The following is an 18,031-nucleotide window of genomic DNA, read 5'->3' as shown; positions in this document are numbered from 1 at the left end:
CTCGGCCCCTTCGCATCTCACCGCGTCAGACCCGGATCAGCCGCCAGCGCTGCGGGACGGAGCCCTTGTTCGGCCACTGGATCACGATGTCGCCGTCGGCTTCCTTGTTGCCGTTGTCGAGCAGCATGCCGGAGCGTTCGCAGGTGAGGGTGACCGCGCCGCCGCCCACGTCGGCGAGCTTCCACCGCTGGCTGGTGCTGCCGTTGTCGGTCCACTGCTTGACCTGCGTGCCCTCGGCGGTGGAGGCGCCGTTGTCGAGCGCCTTGCCCGACTGCTCGCAGACGAGCTTGTGGTGGCCGCCGCCGACGTCGGTGATCTTCCAGCGCTGCTGGGTGCCGGTGCTCTCGGCCCACTGGATCACGGGCTTCCCGTCGACCGTGGAACGGCCGTTCTCCAGGAACTTCCCGGAGCGCTCGCACATCAGGAGGTAGGTGCTGCCGGAGACGACCGCGGGGGTGGAGCGCAGGTGCGCGAGGGTGCCCCAGCCGAGGGCGTCGAAGCCGCCGGAGTTCCCGCCGTAGTCGCCGCCGCCGCCTTCGGGGCGTGCGAGGGCGGCCATGCGCGCCGTGTACGGCATTCGGAGGCCGCGGCGGACGCTGTAGTGGTTGTAGACGAGTTCCCAGACCGGCCGGATCTGGCCGCGCCCGCCCGCGGAGACGGCGGTGTGCTCGATGCCGTCGCAGTTGCGGTAGGTCGCGAACGGCACGTCGTAGCCGAGGTTGTAGCGGGCGACGTACTCGGCGGCCTTCGCGAAGGCGCTGTCGCGGGCCGAGTACAGGTCGATGCCCTGGTTCCAGGCCATCTCCATGAAGGCGCCCATGAGGCCGATGCCCATGATGGAGTGCGCCTGGTCGCGGCCGGACTCCTGCCATTGGGCGAGGTCGCCGTGGACGAACGGGATCGCGTTGTCGACGGCCCCGGCGCCGACGCCGTTCCAGAAGTAGTCCACCGCTTCGTCGATCTGGGACTGGTCGTCGCGCAGGATGCCGATCGCGAGGATCGAGACCATGTTGCAGAGGTCCCAGTTGGCCCAGTAGTGGGTGTCGCAGGTGCCGTTGTGCCGCACCAGGAAGTCGCTGTTGAGCGGGTAGAAGACGTCGTTCATCATGGCCTGGAAGCGGGCCAGGTCGAAGCCCGGGTAGCCGCGGAGGCTCTCGCCTGCGACGGCGAACTGGTACCCGTAGATGCCCGAGGCGAGGCGCGATTCCGAAGGGCCGGTGTGGATCGACTCCAGGGTCTGCGACCACGCGTTGCAGATGTCGCGCGCGGTGTCGCCGTTGGCGGCGGTGCCCGCGATCTTCCAGCGCAGCGCGTTCTGGTAGGCCGCGTGGACGTCGTTGTACAGCACCCAGTAGTTCTCGGGCGTGTCGGTGCTGCCGCGCACGACTTGGGCGAGCGGCTTGGGCTCCCAGGTGCTCTGCGAGTGGCCGTTGGCGACCAGTTTGTCCCAGCCCTGCTTCCAGGGCGCGGCGCCGGCATCGACCTTGGCTTTCATGCGGTCGAAGTCGGCTTGGACGTGGAGGGTGCCCGGATGTGCGAACGCGAGGGCGTCGGCGTGGTCGGGCTGCTGGGCTTGCGCGACGGCGAGGCCGCCGGTTCCGGTGGCGGCCAGGGCGCTCGCGGCTGCGGCGCCCCTGAGGAGGTGCCGTCGCCTGAATCGGGCGCCGCCGGTGTGATCGTCGCTCATGGTGCTCCTTCGACTGTCGTTGGCGAGGGGCGGACAGCGGGATCGCGAACCGGATCGGATAACGCTATCCCGCTCAGTTCAAGATAAGGTTATCATCCATGTATGTCAATATCCATGGATACAAATTCCGCATCGAGCTACGACGAAACGGCTCACAGATCCGTTGTCGATGCGGGAATCCGAGATCCTGAGGGCTGGACTCCTGTCTCGACAAGGACCCCTGGAACCAGTAGTTTAGAAATCGTTATCCCGCTCCAGACCGACCAAGGACACCGCATGACCGACCGCATCCCGGGGCTGTTCGCGATGGACCCCGTCTACCTCCCGAAGCTGTTCCCCGAGCCGTACATGACCCGCCTCCGCACCGTCCTCGACATCAACCCCGCCTTCGTCGCCCGCGACTTCGCCGACGACCGGACGGCGGCCGCGCTCGCGCGCGCCGAGGTGGTCGTCACCGGGTGGGGCGCTCCGCGGCTCGATCCCCCGGCGCTCGCCGCCGCGGGCAAGCTGCGCGCCGTGCTCCACGCCGCCGGCAGCGTCCAGTGGGTCGACCGCGCCGCCTACGAGCGCGGGATCGCCGTCGTCTCGGCGCAGTCGGCCAACGCCGTGCCGGTCGCCGAGTACACGCTCGGGATGATCCTCTTGGCGGGCAAGGACCTCTTCGGCCTGCGCGAGCGGTTCCGCACCGAACGCGGCTTCGTGATCGGCGAGGACCACGGCGCGACCGGCAACTTCGGGCGCACGGTGGGCCTCATCGGGGCCTCGCGGATCGGACGCCTCGTCATCGAGCTGCTGCGCCCCTTCGACTTCGCGGTGCTGCTGGCCGATCCGCACGTGGACGCCGAGGAGGCGGCCCGGCTCGGCGTGCGCCTGGTCGGCGTCGACACGCTCGTGTCCGAATCGGACATCGTCTCGGTCCACGCCCCCGACCTGCCCGAGACGCGGCGGCTCCTCGACGCCGAGCGGCTGGCGGCGATGAAGGACGGCGCGGTGCTCGTCAACACCGCGCGCGGCGCCCTGGTCGACACCGACGCGCTCGTCGCCGAGCTGGCGACCGGGCGGATCTCGGCGATCGTCGACGTCACCGATCCCGAGCCGCTGCCGGCCGCCTCGCCGCTGTTCGACCTGCCGAACCTGTTCCTCACCCCGCATGTGGCGGGGTCGCAGGGGAACGAGCTGGCCCGCATGGGGCGGCTCATCGTCGAGGAGGCCGAGCGGCTGGCCGCGGGCGAGCCGCTGCGGCATGCCGCCGACCCCGGCCTCCTCTCGATCCAGGCCTGAGACCGCACCGCCCCGCCGCGCGAGCGCGCGGCGGGGCGGGCGGCCGAGACGGTCTTTGGTTATGCGAGGTCGCCGAAGAACTGGACTTCGGCGAGGTTGCCGCTCCAGGCTCCCGCGTTGTAGATGCGGAAGTACCGGTAGTGGTCGTCGCCGGTGGCGGGGCGCTGGAGCCAGGTGTTCGCGGCGCCGCCGGTGAGCGCCGCCGTCAGGTCGGTCCAGGTGGTCCCGTCGTCAGAGCCCTGCACGATCGTGCCGTTGGCCCGCGTCGGGTGCGAGGCCCGCGGCAGGAAGTACACCTCCTCCAGATGCGCTTCGGCTCCCGCGCCGAAGTCGACGGTGTAGTACGAAGCGGTGCCGGTGTTGAGGTCGCCCGCGGTGTTCGCGTCGCCGTCGAAGAGCAGGTATCCGACCTGGTCCGCGGGCAGCCCGTTCCCGGGCCACTGCCTGGCGGAGGCGGTCACGGTGGCGAGCTCCGCCACATCGATCCGCTGGTCGCGGTTGCCGCCCACGAACAGCGCGGAGCCGTCGGTGGTGCCGTAGAAGCTCGGGCCTGGTTCGCCGTCTTCGATGTAGTCGGCGGCGAACGTGACCGGTCCGGGCTCGACGCCGTCGAGGACGACCGGGGCGGTCCAGTTGACGCCGTCCTCCGAGGCGGCCTCCGCGGTCACCCCCATGACGTTCACCGACAGGGAGTCGACCGGCTTCCTCGTGGTGACGGTGGCGGTCACGGTGTCGCCCACGGCGACCTTGCCCGCCACCGCGTCGTCGGAGGCGATGGAGGCCGACGCGATCTGGTTGCCGATCTCGTGGCGCTCGCCCCAGATGTGGAACTCGGTCATCTCGAACCCGCCGACGATGCGCCCGTAGAGGACGTCGGGCAGCGGTTCGAGCATCTGGATCTTGAAGAACCGGAACTGGTCGTCCTGGAACTCCGGGTCCACTTCGAGGGTGTTGAAGTCCTGGGTGAACTCCGTGACCCCCGGCGTGATCCGGGTCCACTCCGCACCGTCGTTCGAGGCGTACACCGTCGAGTTGGCGAGCCGGTCGGCGAAGATGTTGCTCTGGAAGCCGAACTCGGTCGCCGACACGCGGAAGTCCGCGCCGAAGTCGAAGGTGTGCGAGAGGTTCACCGACTGGCCCCAGTAGGTGCCGGTCTGGTTGTCGCCGTCGACCAGGGCCGTGGCGCGGTCCGCCGCGTTCGAGAATTCAAGGAGCCCCGGATAGTCGAGGCTGCCGTCCGACTCGGACTCCGGCGAGATCAGCCGCAGCCCGTCGACGGCCGCGAGGAGCCCGGCCAGCGCGGCGAGGTACTCCACGTCGGTGCCGTGCTTGCGCGCGTCCTCGGCGGTCTCGCGGGCGGCGGTGAATGCCGCTGCGGTCGCGGACTCGTAGCCGTCGTCGAGGTCGATGCCTTCCTCGACGGACTTCAGGGCCTTGCGGCGGTTCTTGGCGATGTCGAACGTCACGGAGCGGGCTGTGGAGCTGGTGCCGTCGTCGGCGGCGACGGTCACGGTCCACGTGCCCGACTCCTCAGGGGCCCAGGTGAACGCGCCCGTGTCGGGGTCGAGTTCGGCGCCCTCGGGGAGCCCGGTCGCGCTGTACGCCGTCCCTTCGGCGGCGGTCGCCGCGAAGTCCGCGGTGACCTCCGCGCCGGTCCAGCCGGTGATGCGGTCGGCCGCGTCCTCGGGGAAGACCGGCCCGTCGAGTTCGGCCGCGGCGTTGATGTTGATGTGGTCGATGTCGACCGTGCCGCCCTCGGCCGCGATGAACAGGATGTTGTCCATGGGCCCGTCGGTCGTGACGTAGCGCCATTCGCCGCCGGTATCCGGGATGGTCACCGGGTAGACGCGGTGGATGGACTGGCCGTTCCTCTGGGTGCGCAGGTTGAGCACGGCGTCGTCCTCGGTGCGGACGAGGAGGCCCAGCTGCTGCTGGTTGGTGGCGCCGCTGAGGTAGGCGATCTCCGAGCCGTCGGCCAGGCTCACGTAGCCGTCGCCGGCCTCGACGTCACCGGAGAGGTGCGTGTAGCGCTGCTCGACTTCGAGGAGGGTCGGGTCGCCCGGCGGGGTCGCCGTCTCCCCGGCAGCCTCGGCGGGCGCGAACAGCCACGAGTCGCCACCGCCGTCGTGGCCCTCCCAGCCGATCCTGGGGCGCTTGGCGTAGGCCTCGGCGAAGTAGGGCGCGATCTCCTCGACGTCGAGGCCGCGCTCGAACTTGTAGTGGTAGTAGAACTCCCAGAACGAGGCGGTCGCGTACCGGCCGCGGTAGCCGTCGGCGATGTGGTCGTAGGTGTCGCGGATCGTGCCGTCGGGCGAGATCGCGTATCCCACGGGGGTCCACTCGGTGTCGTAGCCGAGCATGTACTGCCAGAAGTAGTCGGCGGCCTTGAGGAGGCGGTCGTCGAGGAACTCGTAGGGGCCCACCGCGTCATCGGCGGTCGAGACGGTGCCGTCGACCGGGTCGATCTCGGTGCCCTGGGACATGAGCATCCGCGACAGGGCTGCGAAGTTCGTGAGGTTGCCGCCGCCGTGCGCCTGGTCGCGGCCCATCTCGACGAGCTGGACGTGCGGGTCGTCGATGGGTTCGCCGGTCTTGTCGTTCGTGTCGATCCAGCGGGCCAGCCGGGAGAGGGAGCCGTTGAAGCCCTCGTCCTGGGCGGACTCGTTGACGGTGAACCACTCGACCTTCTCCTCGTACAGGTCGGTGTCGTCCATGAAGATCGCCCCGGCCATGGAGCCCAGCAGCGGGTAGTTGTGCTGGTTCATGAAGTGGTCCGGCGAGGACATGAAGGTCGCGATGGACGGCTCGATGAGGTTGGCGGTCAGCGCCTGCGTGTCGGCCTCGGTCCACGGGAACGCCTCGTCCTCGCCGCAGCTGGTGTAGCGCAGCAGCTCGGCGGCGGAGGCCATGCGGAAGAGCGGCACGCCGGTGTAGATGTGGGAGTCCGTGTGGTACTCGTACTGCGCGGGGTCCATCTGCGCCCAGTTGCGGAGGATGTGCCGCGCGTTCTCGCGGTGGACCTCCTTCCCGGTGAGCACGTACATGACCGCCTGGGCGTAGGCCTTCTCGCCGTCGGCGACGAACATGCCCTTCGTGCCCGCGTTGAAGGCGGTCGAGCGGGGCTTGGTCGGGTCGGACCCGGCGTTGGACGGGTTGACGTTCTCCCCTGCGGAAGCGGAGTTCCGCAGGTCCTCGAACCCGGAGGCCCACGGCTCGGCGCCGGCCGCGAGCTGGGCGCGCACGTTCTCGATGATCGGCTCGGTGAGCCCGATGCCGGGGTGGGTGAAGCCCGCTTCGCTGGTGGTGGACTCGATCTGCACCTCGCAGGTGCCGAGGTCCTGTGCGGCGGCGGGTTCGGCTGCGGCGGAGGAGAACTGGAGCAGGCCCAGCGACAGCGCGAGGGCCGCCGTCAGGGCGAGGGCCCGCCTGGGGACGTTGGAGGGGTCGCGAAGCGCGACCTGGAGTCGACGCATTGTCGTCACCTTCTTCATTGAGGGCTGGTGTTCGCGGATGACGTTCCCGACCGGGGTTCGCGCGGCGCTCCGCCCGGATGAGAAACCGTTATCCATCGCGGGATAACGATATCTACATATCCACCGATACGCAAGTGCGGGCGCGACACTGCGCGCCCGCACGTACCGGTTCCGAGGGCCGCGCTGTCATGGGCGGCAAGTGTTCTCAGTGCTCAGAGTCGAAATCGACGGCTCCAGGCAGCTCCGGACGACCTCGGCGAAGTCGTGATCCGGTATGGGAAATCGATCTCTCGACGTGTCAGAGGGCCAGGCGCAGTTCGGCGCCGGTGTACTCTCCTTCCGCCTGCGCGGGCGCGTCGTCTCGCCAGCCCGCGCCCGGTGTCGCGAGCCGGACCCGGACGCGGCGCCGCTCCGGCATCCCGGGGTAGGCCCCGTCGGGTGCGGCGATCGTCAGGGTGCGTTCGGTGTCGTTCCAGCGCATGCCGATCCATGCGCGGGCGCCGTCCTCGTAGCCCCAGCCGTCGGCCTCGTCCTCGTAGAGCGCGAACTCGCCGTCGGCGCCAGGGAAGACCACGACGTCGAGGTCGCCGGGGCCCCCGTCCGGCACGGCCGTCGGCACGATCGCGCCCGCGCGGGCGAAGACCGGGATGGTCGCCAGCGGGGCGGGGGCGTCGATCCACTGCCCGCCCGCGACGCGGTCGCCGCTCCAGCAGTCGGTCCACTCCCCCGCCGGGAGGTACACCGGCCGTGACGCGGGCCGGCCCTCCAGGGGCGTCGAGCCCGGGCCGTGGCGCTGGGGCTCGGTGACCGGGCAGACCATGAGCGAGGGTCCGAAGAGGAACTGGTCCGCGATGCCGAGCGCCGTGGCGTCGTCGGTGAAGTCGAAGGCGAGGGGGCGGATCATGCTCGCACCGTCGAAATAGACCTGGCCCGCGGTCGAGTACAGGTACGGGACCAGCGCCTTGCGGAGCCGCAGGAACGATTCGAGCGCGTCGTAGACCTCCTCGCCCGGCTCGCCGAACCGCCAGATCTCCCGCGGGGTGTCGGTGCCGTGGGCCCGCATCACCGGCAGGAACGCCGCGTACTGGAACCAGCGCAGGAACAGCTCGCGGTAGCCCAGGTCGGCCGCGCCGCCGTCGAAGTCCCCGGCCCAGAACCACTGCTCGCCGCGTTTGACGAAGAAGCCGCCGATGTCGCAGTTCCAGTACGGCTGCCCGGCGGCCGCGAAGTTGAGCCCCTCGGGGATCTGGCCGCGCAGCGCCTCCCAGGTGGCGCTGATGTCGCCCGACCAGGGAACGGTGCCGTACCGCTGCTGCCCGGCCCAGGCCGAGCGGGTCAGGTTGAACACCCGCTTGCCGCTCCCGCTGGCGCGCTGATGGTCCCAGAATCCCTGGGAGTGCGCGAGCGGGTAGCCGTTCACACGCAGCGGCCCGACCTGCCGTTCGGCGACTTCGACGTTGCGGCGCCAGCGCTCGGCACGGGAGGGCTCGACCTCGCCGTGCCAGTCGTCGTCGAAGGGCTCGGAGCTGTCGGCCCACCAGGCGTCCATGCCGGTCTCCCACAGCCGCCCCGCCTGCTTCCAGAACATGGCCCGGGCTTCGGGGTCGAAGGCGTCGTAGGTGCCGCCGTTGGGCAGCAGCTTCCCGGCGGCGGCGAACTCGCGCTGGTCGTCCCCGTCGCCGCTGAGGTGCGGCCAGACCGAGATCATCAGGCGCGTGCCCATCTCGTGGAGCTCGTCGCACATGGCCTTGGGGTCGGGGAAGCGCTCGGCGTCGAAGGACTTCTGGCCCCACAGCCCCTCGTCCCAGTACTGCCAGTCGAGGACGATGCCTTCGAGCGGCAGGCCGAGCCCGGCGTAGCGGCGGGCCGCGTCGAGCAGTTCCTCCTGGTCCGCATAGCGCTCCTTCGACTGGAGGTAGCCGAACGCCCACCGCGGCGGGATCGGGGCCGCGCCGGTGAGGCGGCGGTAGCCGCGCACCGCGCCCGCCGGGCCGCCGCCCGCGATCACGAAGTACTCCAACCGCTCCACCGCGTCCGCGGCCAGGAACGAGCCCGACTCGTCGTCGTGGAAGTCCATCGCCGAGTAGCCGTTCCACAGCAGGCCCCAGCCGCGCGAGGACACCAGGAACGGCAGCCCGATCTTGAGATTGTGCTGGTAGATCTCCTGGCCGCGGCCCCGGTAGTCGAGGAGCCCGTCTTCGTGCTGGCCGAGTCCGTAGAGCGCTTCGCCGCTGGAGAAGCGCAGGCCCAGCCGCGCCCGGAACCCTTCGTCGGCACGGGGTTCGAGGCTCCTGCCGTCCTCTTGGAACAGCGTTTGGCCCTCGTGGTCGAGCCAGGTGAAGCTGCCGGTGGACAGGTCGATCCGGACCGTGAGCGCATCATCGGATGCGAGGAGCGCGCCCTCGGACTCCCACAGCCGCACCGGGACCGCTTCGCGAACGCGAGACGGGTCGAGCATCGGCCCCTCGTCGAACCCGGGTTCGCCGAGTGCGGCGGGGAGCGCGGCAACCCGCGCGATCCCCGGCGCCTCCCAGGCCAGACGCACTGCCAGGCCGTCGGCCTCCAGCACCGCGCCGTCGGCGCGACGCTCCCACGTTATCGCAGTCAAGACTCGATTCCTTCCGCTCAAGGCCGGTGACAGGCACCGCCGTTTCGTGAACATTCACGGTAGTGAGCTTCGGGACCCGAGTCAAGAAATCGTTATCCTATAGTTTCCGAACAGTCGGTACTGACGCCGACGAGTGCGTCGGGCACGCGAACACCGTCCAACTGGCCGCCGGGCCGGAGCTGCTGCTCCGGCCCGGCGGCTTCTGTGTTGCGCGGGAACGGGTGTGGTTACGAGGCCGTTCCCGTCACCGTGGTGCCGTTCTTGACGACGGTGTAGTCGACCGAGTCGCCGCCCCAGAAGTGGTACGTGATCGTGACGGGCTCGCCGTCCCTGATCGCGTTCACGAACGAGCTCGGCACCGTGATAGTGCCGCCGCTGTAGTTCGGCAGCCAGCTCACGTTCGACTCCTGGAACGGCGTCCAGGAAGCGGGGCCCGCGTTGGAGCCGTCCGCGTAGTGGGCCTCCATCTGCTCGATGTGGTCGCCCTTGAACTGGGTCGGGATGACGAGCGAGTCCGTCCCGGTCGCGTTCGAGAGGACGGGCTGGTCGAAGGAGAGGATGTTGATGCGCCACGGGACGCCCGCGGAGAAGCGGGCCTCGACGGTCGCGTTCGTGCCGTAGGCGCGGTCCCCGGCGAGGCGGGTGAGCGCCGCGGCCTTGATGGTGAGCGTGTCGCCCGAGAGCGTGTAGTCGGTGCCCTCGGCGAGCGGCGTGTCCCGGTGCCACAGGCCCTCGAAGTCGAGGCCGTTGCGGTGCAGCGTCTGCGTCGCGTCGCCGATGGCCCCGGCCTTCTCCAGGTAGATCCGGTCGAAGGACGTGGAGCCCGAGCGGGTGGTCCAGCTGGAGGCGATGCGCTCGGCGAGGTACGCGTCGCGCCATTCGAGGGTGCCCCGGTTGAGGAACTGGCCGGCGTCCCAGATCATCGTCGTGAACTGCTGCTCGCGGGCCTGGAACTGCATGTCCTCGAAGAACTTGATCATCTCGCCGTACTCGACCACTTCGGGGCCTGTGTAGCCGTAGTTGAGGATCGCCCACTCCCCCACGATGACCGGGATGCCGTTCGCCGTGAAGGCGTCGTGCGTCCGCTGGAAGGCGCCCTCCAGGTCCGCCTGGGACACCTCCTCGTAGGTCGGGTAGCCCGCGACGTTCACCGAGAACGGCCAGAACCCGTAGTAGTGGATCGTCGCGCCGACCATGTCGTCGTCCAGGCCCTGGATCATGTCCCTGACCGGGTCGAGGCGCTCCTGCGCGGCGTTGGTGTTCAGCGTCGGCAGGATCAGCAGCCGGTCGGCGTTGCCCCCGCCGGTGCCGCGGACGACGTCGTAGAAGGCCTGGTTGAGCTCCTCGTTGTACGGGTCGCCCGCGTCGTTCTCGGCGCCGGCGAACTGCGGCTCGTTGTTGCTCTCGAAGGACAGCCCCTCGGGGTAGTCCTCGAACCGCTCGGCGATCTGCGTCCACATCGCCTCGAACTTCGCCATCACGTTGTCGTGGTCGTTCGGCAGCTCGTCGAGCCACATCCACGAGTCGTGGTGGAGGTTGAGCATGACCTGGAGGTCGTTCTCCAGGGCCCAGTCCACGACCTGCGCGACGCGCTCCATGCGCTCAGGGGCGATCGTGTAGTCCGGTGCGGGACCGGTGAACTCGTCCCACGTGACCGGCAGGCGGATCGAGTTGTAGCCCTCGGCCTTGTAGGTCTGGAGCAGCTCCTCGGTGATCAACGGGTTGCCCCAGGCGGTCTCCCCGCCCAGCGCGTCGAGCGTGTTCCCGATGTTCACGCCCGGCTCCATCGCCGCGACCTGCTCGGTGGCGCTGTCCCACTCGGCGGGGCCGCCCGTGGGCGTCTCGGTGGGCTCACCGGTGGTGCCGTCGCAGAGGCGGCCGTTGAGGCGGAAGGCGGTCGGGTCGGTGTTCTCGCCGGACCAGGAGCCGGTGAAGCCGAACGAGGCGGAGGCGCCGGTGGCGATCGTCGCGTTGTAGCCGTAGCTCTCGGCCTCGGCGGTCTCGCCCGAGGCGGTGTGCTTCGCGTTCCACATGCTCGTGACGCGCTGGCCGTCGGGCCAGTCCCAGGCGAGGCTCCAGCCGTCGACCGGTTCGCCGAGGTTGGTGACCTCCACGTCGGCGATGAAGCCGCCCGGCCACTCGCCGGTGACCTCGTAGGCGACCTCGCAGCCTTGGGCCGCTTGGGCGCTGACGGCGCCCATGAGGCCCGCCGTCAGCGCGGCGACCGCGGCGGTGGCGATCACGCCGAGGCGCAGCCGCCTTCTGTGGACAATCGTTGGTCTCATGCAGGACTCCTTGCCGGGAGGGGGATGCAGGAACGCGGCCGGGGCCAGAGGCATCGATGTATCGAGATGCCTGGTCCGCTGGAGTACGGTACGCAGACGCGGACGACTTTGTCAACTCATGAAACCAAGAGGGCGCTTTCGAGGGGTCGCCGACCGGCGCGTTATCGATGGCGAGGGCTCGTCCGGGATCGCGCAAACCGCGGCGCGATCCGCATGCGACAGTTGGTTTCTTATCTTGACAAAGAAGGTCGGTGCTGCGCTACCGCCGGAGCGCGGATTCCCTGCCCTGGTCGACGCCGAAGGCCGCCGTCGAGCCCTCGCCCGCCTCACGCCAGGTCGGACATGTCGAGGACGAAGCGGTAGCGCACGTCGCCGTCCTCCAGTCGGGCCAGCGCTTCGTTGACGCGCTTTGACGGGAGGAGCTCGATGTCGGCGGCGATGCCGTGCGCGGCGCAGAACGCCAGCATCGCGGAGGTCCCCTTCATCCCTCCGGTGCCGGAGGAGGTGAGTCTCTTGCGGCCCATCGTGAGTTCGAGGAGGCGCGGGCCGGTCAGCAGCGGGTTCCCCAGGACGGAGAGGGTCCCGTCCAGGTCGAGCAGGCGCAGCAGCGGGGAGAGGTCGTGGTCGGCGGAGATCGTGTCGAGGATGAGGTCGAACCGACCTCGGGCGCGCCGCATCTGGTCGTCGTCGGTGGTGAGGAGGAGTTCCTCGGCGCCGAGGGCGCGGGCGTCGTCGGCCTTGTCGGCGGTGCGGCTGAGGACGGTGACCTCGGCCCCCAGGGCCGCGGCGAGTTTCACGCCCAGGTGGCCGAGGCCGCCGAGGCCCGCGATGGCGACGCGGCTGCCGGGCCCAACGCCCGCCGCCTGGAGCGGCTCCCACATGGTGACGCCCGCGCACATGAGCGGCGCGGCCGCGGCCGGGTCGAGCGCCTCGGGCAGGTGGTGGGCGAACCGTTCGCGGAGGACGTACTCGCGGCTGTAGCCGCCTTTCGTGACGGTCCCGTCGACGCGGTCCTTCCCGCCGTAGGTGCTGACGGGCCCGAGGTGGCAATAGTTCTCCTGCCCGATCAGGCACATGGCGCACTCGCCGCACGAGTCGACGAGCGTGCCGACGGCCACGGGGTCCCCCACCGCGAAGCGGGTGACGGCCGGGCCCGTGGCGGTGACGGTTCCGGTGAACTCGTGGCCGGGGACGAGCCCGCCGCCGTCGGTGATGTGCGGGGTGGCGCCGTGGATCGCGTGGAGGTCGCTGTGGCAGACGCCGCAGTAGGCGATCTGGACCGCGATGTCGTCGGTGCGGAGACCGCGGCGGTCGATCACGGTCTGCCGCAGCTCGGCGCTGCCGTCCGACTGCTGCCATGCGGGGGTGCTGGTACTCATCGATGCCTCCAAAAAAGAACAACTGGTCTGTCTTTATCGAAGCTAGCCCGCGTGCGCGCGAAAGTCAAACCGACTGGTCTTTCTGGTACCGTGTGCGCATGTCAGCGCCCCCGATGCCCACCACCGCGCGCGGGATCGCCACGCGCCGCCGGATCCTCGACGCCGCCGCCGCCGAGTTCGCGCGGGTCGGGATCGCCGGAGCCCGGATGGACCGCATCATCGCCGCGGCCGAGGCCAACAAGGCCCAGCTGTACGCCTACTTCGGGAGCAAGGAGGGCCTGTTCGAGGCCGTCCTCGCCGACCGGGTGGACGCCAGCGCCGACAGCGTGCCCTTCGACGCCGACGACCTGCCCGGGTGGGCGGTGCGACTGTACGACCAGAACCTGCGGCATCCGGAGCTCGTGCGGCTCATCGCCTGGACGAGGCTCGAACGGCGCCCCACCGGGCGGTGGTTCGAAGGCGCGCAGCACGAGTCGAAGCTCGCGGCCGTCGCGGCCGCCCAGGCGGCGGGCCGGCTGCGGGCGGGGGACCCCGTCGACCTGCTCGTCCTCGTCATCGGCATGGCCTCGGCCTGGTCGCCGTCGAGCAGCGTCTACACCGCCACGGCTGAAGAGCCCGAGGACGACCACGACCGCCGCCGCGCACTGCTCGGCGAAGCCGTCGCCCGAGTCGTGGCGCTCTGATCCCCCACGGTTTCCGGTGCGGCACGCGCCCGACGGCGAACCCGTCGCCTACCTCCTCGCCTGCCCAGACTCCCGAACGCATCCGCGACCTGCTCCCCGCGACCGCCCAGCCGCTCGCCCTCAACACCGTCGAGGCGGCCTGATATTCCGACCGTTCGCCTGCCGCAGTGGCGCCTTGGTGGGCTGTCCCGACAGCGTCGTCCGCATCCGGTCCCGGAGCAGCGCGCGGGTCAGGGCGTCCAGGCGCGATGCGGCTCCGGGGTCGAAGGTGGGGTGGCGCAGGTCGATCCTCTGGTCGATGACGAAGGCGCTCAGCGGGTCGCGGGGCGGCCGGTCGACCACCGCAAGGATCGGGGCGATCGCCGCCTCGACCGGCTGCGCGCCCTGCTTCATCGCGTCCACCTGCATTTCGGTGGCGGCGTCGAACTCGCCGGCGAACCCGGTGGTCGTCCCGCCGGGGAAGTGCAGCACGTAGCGGGTGCGGCGCCCCTCGCGCCGCGCGGCGTACGAGACGCCGAGGAGGTCGTTCAGCCTGCCGCCCTGCGACATCGCCGTCCAGCCGTCGTAGCCGCGCTCCAGTTCGAGGTCGTCCCAGCGGACGCCGGGCGGGCCGACCCCCGGGCCCGCCACGTTCACCACGACAGGGGCCTTGGCCCGGTCCATCAAGTCGGCGAGCCCGTATCCGAGCAGGTAGCGGCTCAGATAGTAGAGCGCGAAATGGTGCTCGAACCCCTCTGCGGTGACCGCCCGGCGCGAGCGGAAGTACCTCGCGCACAGCACCAGTGCGTCGAGCGAGTCGCACACGTCCCCGATCGCCGCGATCACCCGCCGGTTCTCGCTGACCAGGCTGAGGTCCGCCGCGATGAACTCGGCGCGCCCTCCCGCCCCGGTCCTGGCGGCGGCGTCGAGGAGCCGCCGCCCCTTCGCGGGATCGGGGGCGACGGCGATGACCCGTGCGCCGCGTTCGAGGCAGGCGCGCGCCAGCGCTTCACCGATGCCCGAGGTGCCCCCGGTGATCACGACCGTCTTCATCGCGAGCCTCCTTCGGGCCGCATCCGGGACGCGAGGGCCAGCGCGAGGGCCGAGACCGCCGCCATGGCCAGGAACGCGTTCGAGTAGGCGGCGCCGTCCCCGCCGGAGTGCAACGGGTTGACCGCTCCGCTCCCGCCCTGTAGGGCCGCGGCCACCAGCACGCCGAACACGGCCGGGCCGGCGCCCGCGCCGAGGAACTGCGCACCTTGGAGGACACCGAGGCCCACCCCGATCTCGTCGGCGCGCAGCGAGCCCGCGGCGGCGCTGATGAGCGGTGTCATCACGAAGATGAAGCCGATGCTCAGCGCGAGGACCCCGGCGGCGGCCGGGACCGCCGAACCGCCGTCCGCGAACGTGGAGAGGAACAGGGCGGACAGGGCCATGACCGCGAGTCCGGCCAGCAGGAGGGGCCTTGCGCCGTGGCGGTCCGTGAGGCGGCCGACCAGCGGGGAGAGTGCGGCGACGGCGGCCCCCGCCGGGATCATGACGAGGGCGCCCTCGCCGGGGGTGAGGCCGTTGACGTCGACGATCAGGACCGGGACGAACACCAGGGCGCCGAGGTTCACGGCCATGGCCAGGAACGCGGTGGCGACCGAGCCGCGGAAGACCCGGTTGGCGAACAGCGCGGGCGGCACGAACGGGTTCGCGACGCCGACGGTGCGCCATGCGAAGAGCGCGAAGGCGACGGCGGCCGCCGCGAGGCTCCCCCAGGACCGGGGCGCGTCGAATCCGGCGGTCTGGCCCTGGGTGATCGCGAACAGCGCCAGTCCGGCGCCGAGCCCGAGGAGGGCGCCGCCGAGGAGATCGAACCGTCCACCGCGCGCGGGGACCCCTCCGGGCAGCACCCGCACCGCCGCGGGCAGCAGCGCCAGGGACGCGGCGAGCATGAGCCAGAACAGCGCCGGCCAGCCGAGGAGCTGGCCGATCCCGCCGCCGACGGCCGGCCCGGCGGCCGTGCCGATCCCCGCGGCGGCGGATACCGCGCCGATGCCCGTGCCGCGCTTGTCGACCGGCATCAGCCGGGTGACGGCGACGATCGCGAGCACGGGGACGGCGGCGGCCCCGGCACCGGTGATCGCCCGTCCGGCCACGAGCAGGGGCAGGTTCGGGGCGAGTGCGCACAGCAGGCTCCCGGCGGCGTAGACCAGGAGCGCGAAGGCGAACAGTCGGCGCAGGCTCACGCGGTCGGAGATGCGCCCGTAGAAGGGGATGCCGATCGCGAACATGAGCAGGAACCCGGTGACGACCCAGGCGAGTTCGGCCTCGGAGGCGCCGAACTGCGCGCCGATCGCGGGGAGCATGAGGTTGACCATGTCGCTTGCGATGACGGTGACGAGCATCGCGGGCATGAGGACCGCCAGCAGGGCGGCCCCGGATCGGGTTCGTTCGGTCGCGGCCGGCGCGGTTGCCATGTCGTCGCTTCCTCCTCGGATCTCTTACCGCAACCATGGTGGTTGCAGTTTGGTGGAAAAGAACGGCGGAGGGCATCCTCCGCCGCAGGTGGTTCAGCGTTGCAGGCCGAGCTCACGCTCCCGGGCCATCACCTGCCGGACCAGGTCGGCGATCGTGGTGCGGCCGAGTCGCTCCTCCATGGCCTGCTCGGCCTCCCGGAACTCGGTCTCCAGCAGGGCCTGGATGTTGCGCCCGACCTCGCACTCGCGGCTCGGCGGATGCGCGTGGCCGACCAGGACCGGCCCGGCCTCGACCGCCGCGTACGCGTCGTACAGCGAGATGTCGCGGGGGGACCGCTCCAGATTCCAGCCGCCGCCGCGCCCTTCGGTCGATCCGACGAGCCCGGCTTCACGCAGGCTCCCCAGCACCCGCCGCACGAGCACCGGGTTGCTCTCCAGGCTGTCGGCGATCTCGGCCGACGTCAGGGTGCGCTCGCTCCAGCGCGCCAGCATCGTGAGCGCGTGGATGGCGACCGCGCTCCTGCTGCTCATGCCCATGTGCCACTCCTGGATCGTCCCGCCGAATCTCAAACCGAAACTATCACAGTTGCAGTAAACGACGGCCGACCCCTGCCGACAGCGCGTCGAACTGCGCCTTGCCTTCCGCGCGCAGCCAGGCGTCGAGGTCCATCAGGCCCGGGTGCAGCTCCCGCAGCCCGGCGATGTCGGCGCGCCAGCCGCCGCGGTGGTTCGCGAACTCGTAGCCCGCCAGGGAGTCCGGGTCCAGGCCGGTGAGCGCCTCGCGCGGGAGGGCCCGGTAGGCGACGGCGACCCCGGTGGCGCGGCTGATCGCGGCGACGACCTGCGGGAGCGTCATCTCGTCCCCCGCGATCTCCAGCGCCCGGCCGAGATACCGGTCCGGGTCGGCGAACGCCAGGGCCGCGAAGGCGCCGATGTCGGAGGCCGCGATGAGCTGGACGGGGACCTCCGGCTTGATGACATCGGTCAGGACGCCGCCCCGCACTCCCATGGTCGCGTCGGAGTGGTTCTCCATGAAGCGGACCGGGCGCAGCACCGTGGCGGGCAGGCCCAGTGCGCGGATGCGGTTCTCGATCCGCCACTTGCTCTCCCAGCGGCGGATGCCGGTCGAGCGCTCGGCCCCGGCGACAGAGGTGTAGACGAGGTGCCGGACCCCGGCGTCGTGCGCCGCCTCGGCCACGTTCACGCCCATGCGAATCTCGTCCTCCACGGTGAAATCGGGCGGGGTGCCCGGGTAGCCCGCCGTGGGCTGCACGCTGAACACCCCGTGCACGCCCTCGACGGCCGCGTCGAGGGAGGCCCGGTGTCCCATGTCGCCGTGCACGACCTCGGCTCCGGCCGCTGCCAGCGCCTGGGCCTTGGCGCCGGCCGGGTCCCGCACGAGGGCCCGCACCCGCCATCCGGTCGCCAGGAGCCGCCGCGCGGCGGCACCTCCTTGCGTGCCGGTCGCTCCGGTCACCAGCACGGTGGGGTTCGCAGTCGTCATGGCCGCCTCCTGAATGGGCTCGGCATCAACTGGGGAATCTCCCCGTTTATGGAATGCTAATATATGGGGAGACTCCCCAGTTCGTCAAGAGAGGGTGCCCATGACCGCGCCTCCGCCGCAGCCCGCACTCCGGGCCGACGCGCGCCGCAACGTCGAACGACTGGTCAGCGCCGCCCGCGACGTCTTCACCGAGCGCGGCGTCGACGTGCCGATGGACGACATCGCCCGCGCCGCCGGAGTCGGCAACGCGACCCTCTACCGCCGCTTCCCCACGCGCGAAGCGCTCCTCCAGGCCGTCCACCACGACGAGATCGAAGCGCTCCACGCGCGCTCGCAGGAACTCCTCGCCGCACAGCCCCCGGACGAGGCGCTGGCGACCTGGCTGCGGGAGCTCGCCAGGCGCGGAAGCACCTCGCGCAGTCTCGCGGCGGCGCTCATGACCGCCCTGCGCGACGAGGGCGCCGACGTCTCCTGGTGCCGCGACACCATGCACGCCGCCGCGGCGTCCCTCCTCGACCTGGCCCAGCGGGACGGCACGATCCGCCCCGACGTCACCGTCTCCCAAGTGCTCAAGCTCGTCAACGCCATCGCCTACGCCACCGAAGGCGAACCCGACGGCGAACACCAGGCCGACCACCTCCTGACCGTCCTCATCGACGGCCTGCGGCCCCCGAAGGGCCGCTGACT

At 70.8% G+C, this 18,031-nt stretch carries 12 protein-coding genes; 3 read left to right on the top strand and 9 right to left on the bottom strand.

What is annotated here, in order from left to right:
* Positions 1-25: 25 nt before the first annotated feature.
* Positions 26-1,687: an RICIN domain-containing protein gene (locus ACFFXY_RS10695; RefSeq protein WP_382349532.1), complete on the bottom strand. Its 1,662-nt coding sequence runs from the start codon at positions 1,685-1,687 to the stop codon at positions 26-28.
* Between the two features lie 276 nt (positions 1,688-1,963).
* Here ACFFXY_RS10695 and ACFFXY_RS10690 point away from each other — a divergent pair, with 276 nt between their 5' ends.
* Positions 1,964-2,968: a hydroxyacid dehydrogenase gene (locus tag ACFFXY_RS10690; protein WP_382349531.1), complete on the top strand. Its 1,005-nt coding sequence runs from the start codon at positions 1,964-1,966 to the stop codon at positions 2,966-2,968.
* A gap of 59 nt (positions 2,969-3,027) precedes the next feature.
* On the opposite strand, the gene ACFFXY_RS10685 is transcribed toward ACFFXY_RS10690, so the two are convergent.
* The 4 genes from ACFFXY_RS10685 to ACFFXY_RS10670 form a co-directional block, all read right to left on the bottom strand.
* Positions 3,028-6,441 carry a putative Ig domain-containing protein gene (locus ACFFXY_RS10685; protein ID WP_382349529.1) on the bottom strand — a complete coding sequence of 1,138 codons (3,414 nt, stop codon included), beginning with the start codon at positions 6,439-6,441 and terminating at the stop codon, positions 3,028-3,030.
* A gap of 298 nt (positions 6,442-6,739) precedes the next feature.
* Positions 6,740-9,049, bottom strand: coding sequence for a glycoside hydrolase family 31 protein (locus ACFFXY_RS10680; protein WP_382349527.1), 2,310 nt, complete (start codon positions 9,047-9,049; stop codon positions 6,740-6,742).
* Between the two features lie 227 nt (positions 9,050-9,276).
* Positions 9,277-11,334: a cellulase family glycosylhydrolase gene (locus tag ACFFXY_RS10675; protein ID WP_382349525.1), complete on the bottom strand. Its 2,058-nt coding sequence runs from the start codon at positions 11,332-11,334 to the stop codon at positions 9,277-9,279.
* Between the two features lie 326 nt (positions 11,335-11,660).
* Positions 11,661-12,713 (bottom strand): NAD(P)-dependent alcohol dehydrogenase, encoded by a 1,053-nt coding sequence (locus tag ACFFXY_RS10670; RefSeq protein WP_382349522.1) that lies wholly within the window; start codon positions 12,711-12,713, stop codon positions 11,661-11,663.
* Positions 12,714-12,811: 98 nt separating this feature from the next.
* On the opposite strand from ACFFXY_RS10670, the gene ACFFXY_RS10665 reads away from it, so the two are divergent.
* Positions 12,812-13,396 (top strand): TetR/AcrR family transcriptional regulator, encoded by a 585-nt coding sequence (locus ACFFXY_RS10665; protein ID WP_382349520.1) that lies wholly within the window; start codon positions 12,812-12,814, stop codon positions 13,394-13,396.
* A gap of 120 nt (positions 13,397-13,516) precedes the next feature.
* Here the strand turns inward: ACFFXY_RS10665 and ACFFXY_RS10660 are convergent, their stop codons facing one another.
* The 4 genes from ACFFXY_RS10660 to ACFFXY_RS10645 form a co-directional block, all read right to left on the bottom strand.
* Positions 13,517-14,428, bottom strand: a complete 912-nt coding sequence (locus ACFFXY_RS10660; protein ID WP_382349518.1) for an SDR family NAD(P)-dependent oxidoreductase — start codon at positions 14,426-14,428, stop codon at positions 13,517-13,519.
* On the bottom strand, positions 14,425-15,840 hold the full coding sequence (locus ACFFXY_RS10655) for an MFS transporter (RefSeq protein ID WP_382349516.1): 1,416 nt from the start codon (positions 15,838-15,840) through the stop codon (positions 14,425-14,427). Before ACFFXY_RS10655 ends, ACFFXY_RS10660 begins: the two co-directional genes overlap by 4 nt.
* Positions 15,841-15,933: 93 nt before the next feature.
* Positions 15,934-16,377 carry an Rrf2 family transcriptional regulator gene (locus tag ACFFXY_RS10650; RefSeq protein WP_382349514.1) on the bottom strand — a complete coding sequence of 148 codons (444 nt, stop codon included), beginning with the start codon at positions 16,375-16,377 and terminating at the stop codon, positions 15,934-15,936.
* Positions 16,378-16,420: 43 nt separating this feature from the next.
* Positions 16,421-17,344, bottom strand: coding sequence for an NmrA/HSCARG family protein (locus ACFFXY_RS10645; RefSeq protein WP_382349512.1), 924 nt, complete (start codon positions 17,342-17,344; stop codon positions 16,421-16,423).
* A 100-nt stretch (positions 17,345-17,444) separates the two neighbouring features.
* Here ACFFXY_RS10645 and ACFFXY_RS10640 point away from each other — a divergent pair, with 100 nt between their 5' ends.
* On the top strand, positions 17,445-18,029 hold the full coding sequence (locus ACFFXY_RS10640) for a TetR/AcrR family transcriptional regulator (RefSeq protein WP_382349509.1): 585 nt from the start codon (positions 17,445-17,447) through the stop codon (positions 18,027-18,029).
* The last annotated feature ends 2 nt before the right edge of the window (positions 18,030-18,031 follow it).

Source organism: Glycomyces mayteni, from assembly GCF_042428885.1.
Classification (GTDB): Bacteria; Actinomycetota; Actinomycetes; order Mycobacteriales; family Micromonosporaceae; genus Glycomyces; species Glycomyces mayteni.
The sequence above is the reverse complement of the archived record's forward strand: the minus strand, read 5'-3'. Positions and strand labels throughout refer to the sequence as shown.

Bases quoted from the DNA above. Each gene is read 5' to 3' on its own strand.
- ACFFXY_RS10640 (WP_382349509.1), top strand. From the start codon at position 17,445: ATGACCGCGCCTCCGCCGCAGCCCGCACTCCGGGCCGACGCGCGCCGC.
- ACFFXY_RS10690 (WP_382349531.1), top strand. From the start codon at position 1,964: ATGACCGACCGCATCCCGGGGCTGTTCGCGATGGACCCCGTCTACCTC.
- ACFFXY_RS10675 (WP_382349525.1), bottom strand. From the start codon at position 11,334: ATGAGACCAACGATTGTCCACAGAAGGCGGCTGCGCCTCGGCGTGATC.
- ACFFXY_RS10645 (WP_382349512.1), bottom strand. From the start codon at position 17,344: ATGACGACTGCGAACCCCACCGTGCTGGTGACCGGAGCGACCGGCACG.
- ACFFXY_RS10660 (WP_382349518.1), bottom strand. From the start codon at position 14,428: ATGAAGACGGTCGTGATCACCGGGGGCACCTCGGGCATCGGTGAAGCG.
- ACFFXY_RS10695 (WP_382349532.1), bottom strand. From the start codon at position 1,687: ATGAGCGACGATCACACCGGCGGCGCCCGATTCAGGCGACGGCACCTC.
- ACFFXY_RS10665 (WP_382349520.1), top strand. From the start codon at position 12,812: ATGTCAGCGCCCCCGATGCCCACCACCGCGCGCGGGATCGCCACGCGC.
- ACFFXY_RS10655 (WP_382349516.1), bottom strand. From the start codon at position 15,840: ATGGCAACCGCGCCGGCCGCGACCGAACGAACCCGATCCGGGGCCGCC.
- ACFFXY_RS10685 (WP_382349529.1), bottom strand. From the start codon at position 6,441: ATGCGTCGACTCCAGGTCGCGCTTCGCGACCCCTCCAACGTCCCCAGG.
- ACFFXY_RS10670 (WP_382349522.1), bottom strand. From the start codon at position 12,713: ATGAGTACCAGCACCCCCGCATGGCAGCAGTCGGACGGCAGCGCCGAG.
- ACFFXY_RS10650 (WP_382349514.1), bottom strand. From the start codon at position 16,377: ATGGGCATGAGCAGCAGGAGCGCGGTCGCCATCCACGCGCTCACGATG.